Source organism: Conexibacter sp. W3-3-2, assembly GCF_009707605.1.
Lineage (GTDB): Bacteria > Actinomycetota > Thermoleophilia > Solirubrobacterales > Solirubrobacteraceae > Paraconexibacter > Paraconexibacter algicola.
Genome location: NZ_WLYW01000001.1, coordinates 149,237 through 161,656 on the forward strand (window position 1 = coordinate 149,237; position 12,420 = coordinate 161,656).

The 12,420-nt window shown below is 73.2% G+C and carries 11 protein-coding genes; 3 read left to right on the forward strand and 8 right to left on the reverse strand.

All coding sequences use genetic code 11. From position 1 onward, the window contains the following. Nucleotides 1–62: 62 nt before the first annotated feature. Nucleotides 63–2,987 carry an excinuclease ABC subunit UvrA gene (gene uvrA / locus GKE82_RS00750; protein WP_154732020.1) on the forward strand — a complete coding sequence of 975 codons (2,925 nt, stop codon included), beginning with the start codon at nucleotides 63–65 and terminating at the stop codon, nucleotides 2,985–2,987. A gap of 438 nt (nucleotides 2,988–3,425) precedes the next feature. Here the strand turns inward: uvrA and GKE82_RS00755 are convergent, their stop codons facing one another. Next, the gene (locus GKE82_RS00755) at nucleotides 3,426–4,148 is read right to left on the reverse strand and encodes a lysophospholipid acyltransferase family protein (protein ID WP_309233303.1); all 723 of its coding nucleotides are present in this window, start codon (nucleotides 4,146–4,148) and stop codon (nucleotides 3,426–3,428) included. A 64-nt stretch (nucleotides 4,149–4,212) separates the two neighbouring features. On the opposite strand from GKE82_RS00755, the gene GKE82_RS00760 reads away from it, so the two are divergent. Next, a complete protein-coding gene (locus GKE82_RS00760; protein WP_107569932.1) occupies nucleotides 4,213–4,794 on the forward strand; it encodes a DapH/DapD/GlmU-related protein in 582 nt (193 codons plus the stop codon). Between the two features lie 47 nt (nucleotides 4,795–4,841). Next, nucleotides 4,842–7,142, forward strand: a complete 2,301-nt coding sequence (locus GKE82_RS00765) for a hypothetical protein (RefSeq protein ID WP_154732021.1) — start codon at nucleotides 4,842–4,844, stop codon at nucleotides 7,140–7,142. A 13-nt stretch (nucleotides 7,143–7,155) separates the two neighbouring features. On the opposite strand, the gene GKE82_RS00770 is transcribed toward GKE82_RS00765, so the two are convergent. The 7 genes from GKE82_RS00770 to GKE82_RS00800 all read right to left on the reverse strand — a co-directional run bounded on the left by GKE82_RS00770 (nucleotide 7,156) and on the right by GKE82_RS00800 (nucleotide 12,216). Next, nucleotides 7,156–7,404 carry a hypothetical protein gene (locus GKE82_RS00770; RefSeq protein WP_107569930.1) on the reverse strand — a complete coding sequence of 83 codons (249 nt, stop codon included), beginning with the start codon at nucleotides 7,402–7,404 and terminating at the stop codon, nucleotides 7,156–7,158. After that, entirely contained in the window at nucleotides 7,401–8,489 is a 1,089-nt protein-coding gene (locus tag GKE82_RS00775; RefSeq protein ID WP_154732022.1) for an inorganic phosphate transporter, read from the reverse strand. Before GKE82_RS00775 ends, GKE82_RS00770 begins: the two co-directional genes overlap by 4 nt. A 68-nt stretch (nucleotides 8,490–8,557) precedes the next feature. After that, on the reverse strand, nucleotides 8,558–9,184 hold the full coding sequence (locus tag GKE82_RS00780; RefSeq protein WP_154732023.1) for a DUF47 domain-containing protein: 627 nt from the start codon (nucleotides 9,182–9,184) through the stop codon (nucleotides 8,558–8,560). Between the two features lie 94 nt (nucleotides 9,185–9,278). Continuing rightward, entirely contained in the window at nucleotides 9,279–10,163 is an 885-nt protein-coding gene (gene panB, locus GKE82_RS00785) for a 3-methyl-2-oxobutanoate hydroxymethyltransferase (RefSeq protein WP_107569927.1), read from the reverse strand. Between the two features lie 27 nt (nucleotides 10,164–10,190). Next, nucleotides 10,191–10,574, reverse strand: a complete 384-nt coding sequence (panD, locus tag GKE82_RS00790; protein WP_107569926.1) for an aspartate 1-decarboxylase — start codon at nucleotides 10,572–10,574, stop codon at nucleotides 10,191–10,193. 17 nt (nucleotides 10,575–10,591) lie between these two features. Further along, nucleotides 10,592–11,446, reverse strand: coding sequence for a pantoate--beta-alanine ligase (gene panC / locus GKE82_RS00795; protein ID WP_154732024.1), 855 nt, complete (start codon nucleotides 11,444–11,446; stop codon nucleotides 10,592–10,594). Continuing rightward, entirely contained in the window at nucleotides 11,446–12,216 is a 771-nt protein-coding gene (locus GKE82_RS00800; protein WP_107569924.1) for a Rossmann-like and DUF2520 domain-containing protein, read from the reverse strand. Before GKE82_RS00800 ends, panC begins: the two co-directional genes overlap by 1 nt. Nucleotides 12,217–12,420: the final 204 nt, after the last annotated feature.

Sequence of the window (12,420 nt, forward strand, 5' to 3'; positions counted from 1 at the left end):
GCGTCGCAGGTCGCCGGGACACCTGGGGGAACATCTGTTCGCTCCGGTACGCTTATGTGTCCATGGCGCAGCGCAACCAGATCGTCGTCAGCGGTGCTCGCGAGCACAACCTCAAGAACATCGACGTGACGCTCCCGCGCGACGCGCTCGTCGTGATCACGGGGCTCTCGGGCTCGGGCAAGTCGTCGCTGGCGTTCGACACGATCTACGCGGAGGGGCAGCGCCGCTACGTCGAGTCGCTGAGCGCCTACGCGCGCCAGTTCCTCGGGCAGATGGACAAGCCGGACGTCGACTCGATCGAGGGGCTGTCGCCGGCGATCTCGATCGACCAGAAGACGACGTCGCGCAACCCGCGCTCGACCGTCGGCACCGTCACCGAGATCTACGACTACCTGCGGCTGCTCTGGGCCCGGATCGGGCGGCCGCACTGCCACATCTGCGGCAAGCCGATCCAGGGGCAGTCCGCCGAGCAGATCATCGATCAGGTCATGGAGCAGCCCGAGGGCACGCGCTTCATGGTCCTCGCCCCGATCGTGCGCGGCCGCAAGGGCGAGTTCGGCAAGGTCTTCGAGGAGCTGCAGGCCGACGGCTTCGCGCGCGTGAAGATCGACGGGGAGCTGCGGCAGCTCGCCGACGAGGAGATCGTCCTCGACAAGAAGTTCAAGCACGACGTCTCGGTCGTCGTCGACCGGCTCGTCATGCGCCCCGACATCCGCAAGCGGCTCGCCGACTCGATCGAGACCGCGGTCGCGCTCGCGGACGGGATGGTCGAGATCGAGACGGTCCCGCGCGAGGGTGACGGCGCGCCCGTGCTGACGCTCTACTCGGAGAAGTTCGCCTGCCCCGACCACGGGGCGTCGATCGCGGAGCTCGAGCCGCGGATCTTCTCGTTCAACTCGCCGCACGGCGCGTGCGAGCGGTGCACCGGGCTGGGGCATCAGATGGAGATCGACCCGGAGATGGTCGTCCCCGACGCGTCGCTGTCGATCAACGAGGGCGCGATCGCGCCGTGGGCGGGGTCGAGCTCGAGCTACTACGAGCAGATGTCGATCGCGCTCAGCGAGGTCTACGACATCGACCTCGACGCCCCGTGGGCCGATCTCGACGAGGACGCGCGCGAGGTGTTCCTGCACGGCACCCGCGGCACCGCCGTCGGCGTGACGTACACGAACCGCTACGGGCGCAAGCGGTCGTACGCGACGAAGTTCGAGGGGGTCATCCCGAACCTCGAGCGGCGCTACCGCGAGACCGACTCGGAGTGGTCGCGCGACAAGATCGAGGAGTTCATGTCGATGCGCCCGTGCCCGGCGTGCAAGGGCTCGCGGCTGCGGCCCGAGTCGCGCGCGGTGCTCGTGGGCGGCTACGCGATCCACGAGTTCTGCGCGCTGTCGGTCAAGCGGGCGCTCGTGTGGCTCGACGAGGTCGAGCTCACCGACACCGAGCGGCACATCGCGCGGCTGATCTTCCGGGAGATCGAGGAGCGGCTGCGGTTCCTCGACAACGTCGGCATCGGCTACCTCTCGATGGACCGGGCGGCGTCGACGCTCTCCGGCGGCGAGGCGCAGCGGATCCGCCTGGCGACCCAGATCGGCTCGGCGCTCGTCGGCGTCCTCTACGTGCTCGACGAGCCGTCGATCGGCCTGCACCAGCGCGACAACACGAAGCTCATCGCCACGCTCGAGCGGCTGCGCGACCTCGGCAACACCGTCCTGGTGGTCGAGCACGACGAGCAGACGATGATCGCCGCCGACCACGTCGTCGACATGGGACCGGGGGCGGGCGAGCACGGCGGGGCGATCATCGCGCAGGGCACCGCCGCCCAGGTCGCGAAGGTGAAGAAGTCGCTGACCGGCCAGTTCCTCGCCGGCACCCGCCGGGTCGAGGTGCCGGCGCAGCGGCGCACGCCCAGCGGGCACCTCGAGATCCGGGGCGCCAAGCAGCACAACCTCCGCGGGGTCGACGTGCGCGTCCCGCTCGGCACGCTCACGTGCGTGACGGGCGTGTCGGGCTCGGGCAAGTCGACGCTCGTCAACGAGGTCCTCTACAAGGCCGTCGCCAACAAGCTGCACCGGGCGCGCAACCGGCCGGGCTCCCACACGGCGGTGCTCGGGCTCGACGCGCTGGACAAGATCATCCAGGTCGACCAGTCGCCGATCGGCCGGACGCCGCGCTCCAACCCGGCGACCTACACGGGCCTCTTCGACGTCATCCGCGACCTGTTCTCCAAGACGCAGGAGGCGCGGGCCCGCGGCTACAAGGCGGGCCGGTTCTCGTTCAACGTCAAGGGCGGCCGCTGCGAGGTCTGCGCCGGTGACGGGCAGATCAAGATCGAGATGCACTTCCTGCCGGACGTGTACGTGCCGTGCGAGCAGTGCCACGGCAAGCGGTACAACAAGGAGACCCTCGACATCCGCTTCAAGGGCAAGTCGATCGCCGACGTGCTCGACATGCCGGTCGAGGAGGCGGTCGTGTTCTTCGAGAACATCCCGAAGATCCGGCGGCGGCTCGAGACCCTCAACGACGTCGGCCTCGGGTACATCCGGCTCGGCCAGCCCGCGACGACGCTGTCGGGTGGCGAGGCGCAGCGCGTCAAGCTCGCGACCGAGCTGTCGAAGATCGGCACCGGCCAGACCCTGTACATCCTCGACGAGCCGACGACCGGCCTGCACTTCGCCGACGTGCAGAAGCTGCTCGAGGTCCTGCACCGCCTCGTCGACCAGGGCAACTCGGTCGTCGTGATCGAGCACAACCTCGACGTGATCAAGACCGCCGACCGGCTGATCGACATGGGGCCCGAGGGCGGGGAGGAGGGCGGCCAGGTCGTCGCCCAGGGCACCCCGGAGGACGTGGCGGCCGAACCGGCCTCGCACACCGGCAGGTTCCTCGCCGAGCTGCTCGACCCCGCCGCGAGCCCCGCGGCCCCGGCCGCCGCCGCGAAGAAGAAGAAGAAGCCGGCGCGCCGCAAGCCCGCCGGCGCGGCCGCCTGAGGCCGGCGGGCATCCCGGCGGGTCCGTGGCGGGCCGGCCGGGTGGCGGCCCGGGGTGGCGCGGCTGGTCGTGCTGTTCCGGCGGGCCGGAACTGGCGGGCCACCGGCACCGGCAGGTCGACCTGGCTCGGTGGCCCGACCGGGCCGGGCGGCGCGGCCGGACCCGGCGGCCCCTGCCGCCCACCAACCCTGCCGCCTGCCAACCCTGCCGCCTGCCGGACCGGCCGCCCACCAGCTGTGCCGCCCGCCAGTCCTGCCGGGTGTGAACGGACATTTCCATCCCTTCCGGGGGCGGGAGATGGACAGCGTGGAGGCCGGATTCCCGACAAGGGCTCGAGACTGTCCATTTCCAGCCCCTCCAGGGTCTGGAAATGTCCGTTCACCCCCCGCGGCGGGGCACGGTGGGGCAGGGTGGGGGGCCGGGGCGGCGGCTCGTCCGTCAGTGCTGGCCGAGCGCGGTGGCGATCCGCTCGCGGGCGGCCTCGCGCAGGGCGGCGACGTCGGCGTAGTCGGCCGGGTCCATCGGCTCGAGAATCTGCACCGTCGCCCGGACGTGCTCCTCGAGGACCATGCCGTGCTTGGGGAGCGCCTGCGCGGTCCCGTCCACGGCGACCGGGATCAGCGGCACGCCGTGCTGGATCGCCAGCTCGAACGCTCCGTCCTTGAAGGGGCGCAGCCGTCCGTCCTTCGACCGCGTCCCCTCGGGGAAGAACAGCACCGGGTTGCCGCGCTGCAGCAGCCGCGAGCAGGTGGCCAGCATGTCGATCACCGACGCGCGGTCGCCCCGCACCAGCGGCACGTAGCCGTTGAGCGTCATGTTCCAGCCGACGAACGGGATCTTGAAGTTCTCCGCCTTGGACACCCACTTGAACGGGCGCAGCAGCCCGAACAGGACGAGGATGTCGATCAGCGACGCGTGGTTGGCGACGATCACCGCCGGGCCCCGCCACGGCAGGTGCTCCCGCCCGCGGACGTCGAGCCGCCAGATCGGGTTGAGCGTCACGTAGAACAGCGCCCACGCGCACGAGTACATGTGCAGCACGACCTTGCGCCGGTCGAACGGCAGCGTCACCAGCCAGACGAGGACGGCCCCGACGAAGAAGATCGGGCAGGTGATCCCGATGACCGCCCAGTAGGCGTAGGAGAAGAGTCGCAGCAGCACGCGCGGGGCAACCTACCGCGCCGGCCGACCCCACCGCCTCCCGCGGGTCTGCGAGGCTCCCGTGATGACCCGTGCGCAGGCCGTGCTGTGGCTGCAGAAGCTCCGCTACTACCGCGGGGACCGTCTGCCCTGGCGCATCGCCCGGCTCCACGCCGAGCTGGCGCGCCGGGAGTGCTTCGCGAAGGGGCCGCTGCACGGCGAGGCGCTGGCGATGCTCCGCGAGGGGCGCCTGACGCTCGGGCCGCACGTCCTGTTCGAGCCGGGGGTGTGGCTCACCGGGAGCGGCACGATCACGATCGGGACCGGCACCTTCCTCAACCTCGGGGTGCAGGTCGCGGCGGTCGACCGGGTCGAGATCGGCGCCCACTGCATGTTCGCCAACGGCTGCCTCGTCACCGACGGCAACCACCGCTTCGACGACCTCGAGAAGCCCGTGCCGTGGCAGGGCTTCACCAGCAAGGGGCCGACCGTCGTCGGCGACAACGTCTGGTGCGGCGCGAACGTCGTGATCACCAGCGGCGTCACGATCGGGGAGCGCTGCGTCATCGGCGCCAACAGCGTCGTCACCACCGACCTGCCGCCGTTCTCGATCGCGGCGGGCGCCCCCGCGAAGGTCCTGAAGACGGTGGAAGCCTCCGCAAACTGAGGGTTCGGACCCCTTCGCGACGGCCGCGTCCGGTACGTTCAGGGTTCATGGGTTCCGACGCCAACCTCGTCACGGTCAGCGGCCCGGATCGGGGGACGCTGCTGGCCAACCTCACGGTCCGGTTCGGCAAGGTCGACGTCGTGCGCGAGCGGTCGGTCGAACTGCCCGAGGGCGGCACCGGCTGGGAGCTCACGGTCCGCCACCGCACCTTCGTCTCCGACCTCCCGCCGGTCACCGCGCCCAACGGCCGCCGCGACGATGATCGCGCCCGCGCCGACCGCGCGGCACAGGACGCCCGCCGCCGCGAGCAGGAGCAGGCCGACGCCCGTCGCCGCGCCGACGAGGAGGCCGCCGAGGCCCAGCGGCGCGCCGACGACGAGCGCCGCGCCGAGGAGCAGCGTCGCGCCGACGCCGAGCGTCGCGCGGCCGAGCAGGCCGAAGCCGACCGCCGCGCCGACGAGGCCGCCCGCGCCCGAGCGGCGGAGCGGGAGCGCCTCGCCGCCGAGCAGGCCGCCCGCGAGGAGCGCGAGGCCGCCGAGCGCGCCGCCGCCGAGCAGGCCGCCCGCGAGGCCGCCGAGCGTGCCGAGGCCGAGCGCCGCGAGGCGGCCGAGCAGGCCCGTCTCGCCGCCGAGGCCGAGGAGGAGGCCCGCCGCCGTGCCGAGGCGGCCGGGATCGCCGAGGAGGCCCGGCGCGCCGCCGACGACCTCCAGGTCCAGGCCGGGGCGCGCGCCGCCGCCATCCGCGAGGTCGCCGAGCGCGACGCGGCCGCGATCATCGCGCAGGCCGAGCACACCGCCGCCAGCGTCCGTGCCGCCGCCGAGCAGGACGCCGCGCAGCTGCGCCTCGGCGCCGAGCGCGACACCGCGCAGACGCTCGAGCGCACCGAGCAGGAGGTGACCGCGCTGCGCGCCGACGTCGACGCCGAGGTCGCCGCCGTCCGCGACGAGCTCGCCGCGCTGCGCCGCGAGGCGCAGGCCGAGGTCGCCGCCGCCCGGGCCGAGGCCGAGACGGCCGTCCCCGACGCGCGCCGTGAGGCGCAGGAGCTGCTCGAGGCCGCTCGCGTCGAGGCGACCACCGCGCTGGAGGACGCGCGCTCCCGCGCGGCCGCGATGCTCGACGCCGCCCGCACCGAGGCGCAGGAGACGACCGCGCAGGCCGCGACCCGCCTCGACGCCGATCTGCAGGAGGCACGCGCCGAGCTCGAGGAGGCGCGCGAGCAGGCCGAGACGCTGCGCACCCAGGCCGAGGCCGTGCGCGTGCACGCAGCCCAGGAGTCCGCCGCCACGCGCGCCGCGGTCGAGCAGGAGCTGACCGACCTGCGCCGCGACACCGAGCGCGAGCTCGCCGCGCTGCGCGACGGCGCCGACCGGGAGATCGCCCAGCTGCGCGCCGACGCCGAGCAGGAGGTCGCCGAGCTGCGCCGCCCCGCCGAGGAGCATGCGGAGGCGCTGCGCCGGGAGACCGAGTCGCAGCTCGAGGCGCGTCGCCTCACCGTCGAGCAGGAGCTCCGGGCCGCCCGCGACGCCGCCGAGCAGGAGCTCGTCGAGCTGCGCGAGCAGGCGGCGGTCGACCGCCAGGACGCCGGCCGACTGCGCGCGCAGGCCGAGCAGGAGGCGGCCGCCGTGCGCAGCGCCGCCCAGCAGGAGGCCGAGCGCATCCGCGCGGCCGCGACCCAGAAGCTCGAGGAGGCCAAGGCCGAGAGCGCCCGCTTCGACGCGTCACGCGAGCAGCGCGCCGCCGAGCTCGAGCGGCGCGTGCTGCAGGAGGCGCAGATCAAGGCGCAGCGCCTGCTCGCGGAGGCCGAGCAGACCGCGCAGGAGCTGCGCGCCCAGGGCGAGACCGAGCTCGTCGAGGCGCGCCGCAACGCGCGCGAGACGCAGCGCGAGGTCCGTCAGCAGGCCGACCAGCTGCTGCGCGAGGCGGTGCAGCAGGCCGACCGGGCCAGCGCCGAGGGCCAGGCCATGCAGGAGGCGGTCAAGGCCGCCACCGACCAGTTGCGCGAGTTCGGGATCGCCGTGCAGGCCGAGCTGCGCCAGGCGCACAAGCGGATCGCGGACGCGACGACCGTCGGCGCCGTGCAGTCGCGGCTGCGCACCCAGGGGCCCGAGACCGACGAGGCCGCGCAGGAGATCGCCGAGCGCGTCGCGCGGATCCTCGCCGCGGAGGCCGCCGCGGGCGACGGCCGCACCGCCCGTCCCGACGGGCCCGCCCCGGGCCCGGCCGGCGGAGCGACCCCGTCCGGGACGCCCGACGCCGGCGAGCCGCAGGAGCGGCCCGTCCGCGGCCGCTACGCGTCCCCGTCGCCGCCGATCCGCGGTGACGGTCGCACGCCGCGCGGCCGGTCCTGACCGTCCGGCGGGGCTACTTCGACGTGATCAGCACGATCGCGTAGACGATCGACCCGGCGGTCCCGGCGACCCCGGCGAGCGCCAGCAGCCCGTAGGCCAGGGCGGGCGCCGTGCGGCCGTCACGACGCAGGTCGGTCCAGCGGGTGAAGCCGACCACGGTCAGCGCGAAGACGACCGAGACGCCGACGCCGGTGAGCGTCGCCGACCAGATCGTCTGCCACAGCGTCTCGACGTCGACGATCTTCGCGAGCATCGGGGTCATGCGTGCTTGCCCTCCGCGCGCTTGGCGAACACCACCGACAGGGAGATGACGAGCAGCGTCATCACGATCACGGGACCGATCGCGCCGTCGCCGAAGATCGCGGTCAGCCCGTACGAGGCGCCGCCGATCAGGCCGGCCGCGGGGATCGTCAGCACCCAGGCGAGCACCATGTTCCCGGCGACGCCCCAGCGCACCGCGCTCAGCCGCTTCGCCGCGCCCGCGCCCATCACCGCGCCGGAGATCGTGTGCGTCGTCGACAGCGGGTAGCCCGCGTGCGAGGCGGCGAGGATCACCGCGGCGCCGGCCCCCTGGGCGGAGAAGCCCTGGGCGGAGTCCATCTTGATGATCTTCGTGCCGAGCGTCTTGATGATCCGCCAGCCGCCCGAGTAGGTGCCCAGCGCGATCGCGCTGGCGCTCGCGAACACCACCCAGAAGGGCACGTGGAAGTCGTCGGCGGGGATGTCCCCGTGCGCGACCAGCGCGAGCGTGATGATGCCCATCGTCTTCTGGGCGTCGTTGGTGCCGTGCGAGAGCGCGAGCAGGCCGCCGGAGAGCAGCTGGCCCGCCTTGAAGCCCCGGGTCACCGGGCCGGGCCGCAGCCGCCCGACGATGCGGTAGACGAGCAGGATCGACAGCCCGGCGACGAGGAACGCGAGGATCGGCGCGACGAACGCGGGGATGACGACCTTGCCGAGCAGGCCCTCGCCGAGGATCGCGTCGGGGCCCTTCGCGGCGAACGCGGCGCCGACGAGGCCGCCGATCAGCGCGTGTGAGGAGCTCGAGGGCAGCCCGAACCACCAGGTCGCGATGTTCCACGCGATCGCGCCGACGAGGCCGGCGAACACGATCGTCGGGGTGATCGCGTCGGCCTCGACGATCGCCTTGCCGACGGTCGCCGCGACCTCGAGGGACAGGAACGCGCCGATGAAGTTCAGGATCGCCGCGAACGCGACGGCGGCCCGAGGGGCGACCGCGCGCGTGGAGATCGCGGTGGCCACGACGTTGGCGGTGTCGTGGAAGCCGTTGGTGAAGTCGAACGCCAGCGCCGTGACGATGACGATGACGAGGATGATGTCGCCGTCCATGTTCCTTGGGTCGTTCTAGGGGTGGCGCAGCCGGCCAGATGGCCGGCGAGCCGGGCCCCCGAGCTCGTTCACGCGTTCTTGATGACGATGCCCTCGAGCGTGTTCGCGACGTGCTCGGTGGCGTCGATCGCGGCCTCGAGACCGTCGAAGATGTCCTTCCAGCGGATCACGACCATCGGGTCGATGCCGCCGTCGAACAGGGACGCGATCGCGTCGCGCGAGATGCGGTCCCCGTCGTTCTCGAGGCGGTTGACCTCGACGGTGTAGTGGTTGATGTCCTGGAAGTCGCGCATCCGCGGCATCGCCTCCGCGAGCTGGCGCGTGGACTGCAGCAGGATGTGGGAGAGGCGCTGGGCCTGCTCCATCGGGGCCTCGATCTTGTAGAGGCCCAGCATGTCGGCGACCTCCTCCGTGTGGTCGACGATGTCGTCGAGCTTGGAGGCGAGCTCGAGGATGTCCTCCCGGTCGATCGGGGTGACGAACGTCTCGTTGATCCGCTTGATGATGTCGTGCGTGATCCGGTCCCCGTTCTGCTCGCAGATGAGGATCTCGCGCGCGAGGTCGGCCGTGTCCGGCCAGCCCCGCAGCATCTGGTCGAGCAGGTCGGCGGCCCGGACCCCGTTGACGGCGGCCTCCTCGAACATGTCGAAGAACTCGCGGTCCTTGGGGGCGAAGATGAAGGACAGTCGCGCCATGGCCCGGGCAGGCTAGCGGGTTAACGCGATGTGAAAGCGCGCGGCCCGCTCGTGCGGGAACGCACGAACGGGCCGCAGGTCGCCGCGGGGCGCGCTAGAGCCGCTCGCGCAGCTCCGCGAGCTCGACCGGCTCGATCGCGTAGCCGTGCTCCGGACCCGGGTAGCGCCCCGTCCGCACGTCCTCCGCGTAGGCGCCGACGCCCGCCGCCATGTCGTCCAGCAGGTCCGCGTAGCGCTGCACGAACTTCGCGCCGCGCCCCTCGCGGATGCCGAGCAGGTCGTGGAACACCAGCACCTGACCGTCCACGTTCGGGCCCGCCCCGATCCCGATCACCGGGATCTCGAGCCGCTCGTGGATCATCTCCGCGACCGCGCTCGGGATCGCCTCGAAGACGATCGAGAAGCACCCCGCCTGCTGCAGCGCGAACGACTCGCGCGCGACGCGCTCGGCGGCCAGCGCGCTCTTGCCCTGCGCCTTGTAGCCGCCCAGGGCGGTCGCGGTCTGCGGCGTCAGGCCGACGTGGCCCATCACCGGGATGCCGGCCGACACGATCGCCCGGGCGCGCGCGACCGAGGTCGGGCCGCCGCCCTCGAGCTTCACCGCGTCGCAGCCCGCCTCCTTGACGAACCGCATCGCGGTCGCGACCGCCTGCTCGTCGCTGATCTCGTAGGACCCGAACGGCAGGTCGCCCACGAGGAACGGGGTCTTCAGGCCGCGGCGGGTGGCCTTGGCCAGCATGAGGATCTCGTCGAGCGAGACCGGGACCGTCGAGTCGTAGCCCAGGACGGTCATCGCGCCGCTGTCACCGACCAGGACGACGTCGACGCCGGCCCGGTCGACCGCGACCGCCGACGGGTAGTCGTAGGCGGTGACCATGACGATCGGCTCGCCGAGCGCGCGCTTCTCCATGAGCCGGGGGAGCGTGACCGGCAGCCGCGACGCGTCGGCCGGGACGGAGACCTGCGGGAAGGTGGACATGAGGGGGAGTCCTTGATCCTCGTGGGTTCAGGTGAGCAGGGTCGCGACGGCGGTGTCGACGTCGATGACGCGGTTGGTGCCCTTCTCGACGTGGACGACGCGGGGCTCGTAGTGCTCCAGGTCGGCCTCGTCGTACTGCCCGTAGGAGATGACGATGATCGTGTCGCCCTTGTGCACGAGGCGGGCGGCGGCGCCGTTGACCTGCATGACGCCCGAGCCCCGCTCGCCGGCGATCGTGTAGGTCTCGAAGCGGGCGCCGTTGTCGACGTCCACGACGTGGACCTGCTCGTGCTCCAGGATGTTCGCCTCGTCCAGCAGGTCGGCGTCGATCGTGATCGACCCGACGTAGTGCAGATCGCTGTCCGAGATGGTCGCCCGGTGGATCTTCGACTTCAGCATCACGCGCTGCATGGGGGCTCAGGTGCCTTTCAACGGGGAGAGGGGATGAGGGTGTTGTCGATGAGTCGGACCTCGCCGACCCGCGCGGCCACCGCGACGAGCGTGTCGCCGTCGATCGCCGTCCGGGGGACGAGGGTGTCGGGATCGACCACCGCGAGGTACTCGGGGTCGACGGAGAAGGGGGTCATGGCCGCGCGGGCGGCGTCGCGCACCGCGGCGGCGTCGCGCTCGCCGCCGGCGACCGCGTCCTCGGCGGCACGCAGGGCGGCGCGCAGCGCGAGCGCGCGGTCGCGGTCCTCGCCGTGCAGGCGGACGTTGCGGCTCGAGCGCGCGAGGCCGTCGTCCTCGCGGACGGTCGGGCAGACCTCGATGCGCGCCGGGATGTCGAGGTCGCGCACGAGGCGGCGGATGACGAGCGCCTGCTGCGCGTCCTTCTGCCCGAAGAACGCGACGTCGGGGCCGACCATGTTCAGCAGCTTCGTGACGACCGTCGCGACGCCCTGGAAGTGCTCGGCGCCGCGGTGCGCGCCCTCGAGCGTGCCGGTGAGCGGACCGTCGACCGTGACGGTCGTGCAGAACCCGTCGGGGTAGACCTCGTGCACCGACGGGGCGAACAGGACGGTGCAGCCGGCCTGCTCGGCGAGGGCCGCGTCGGCGGCCTCGTCGCGCGGGTAGGCGGCGAGGTCGGACGCCTCGTCGAACTGGGTCGGGTTGACGAACAGCGACAGGACGACGACCTCCGTCTCGGCCGCGGCCCGACGCAGCAGCGAGAGGTGCCCGTCGTGCAGCGCGCCCATCGTCGGGACGAGGCCGATGCGGCGGCCGGCCCGACGGTCGGGCAGCAGCAGCGCGCGGAGCTCGGCGACGGTCCGGACGGTGCGCATCAGCCCGTCACCACCGTCCGGCGGTCGGCGAGCGACCGGGTCGCGTCCGCGAGCGCGTCGAACAGCGCGAGCAGCTCCGGGGTGCGGTCCGCGACGGCGTCGCGCTGTGCCGCGACGGTCGCCACGTCGCCGCGGGCGATCGGGCCGGTGAGCGCGCGCTCGGGACCGTGCGCGGCCCAGTTCTCGACGGTGGCGCGCACGAGCGGGACGAGCAGCTCGCGGTCCGCGTCGGCGGTGGCCAGCAGCCGCTCGGCGGCGTCCTGCAGCGTCACGAGGAAGTTCGAGGCGATCGAGGCGGCCGCGTGGTAGGCGACGCGGTCCTCGTCGCGGATGCGGACCGGCCGCAGGCCGAGCGTCCGGGCGAGCTCCCGCGCGGTGGCGAGCGCCGCGTCGGTGCTGCCGTCGACCGCGGCGCCCGCGCCGGCGAAGACCGCGTCCGGGCCCGCGACCGTCATCAGGGGATGGAGCGAGAACGCCTCGTGCCCGGCGCCGGTCAGCGCGGTGAGCCCGGTCGCGCCCGAGCAGTGGCCGACGAGCAGGCCGGGGCGGGGGGTGATCGCGGCGGCCGCCCGGGCGATCTCCGCGTCGGGGACGCACAGCAGCGCGACCGTCGCCTCGGCGGGGACGGTCGCCTCCCGGCCCAGCGGGCCGTGCACGGCGACGCCGACGGCGGGCAGGGCCCGCGCGAGCGCGGAGCCGACGCGGCCGGCGCCGATCAGCGCACAGCGGCAGGGGCCCTGGTCGGCCCCGGAAGTGGGGGATGTCTCCATGGGAGATCTCGGTCCAGTCCCCGGAAGGGGGGTACCGGTCGCGTGTGGTGAGGGGTGTGCTGCCTGGTCCTGCGGGGACTGCCGAGGTCCGTCCCGGGCATCGGTGACGGCCTCGTCACGGAGAGTACACACCGGGCCTCGATGCGCAACACCTGCCTCACCGGTGTCTCCCCGACGGTCGACGGGGATCCCCCGGGCGGACGG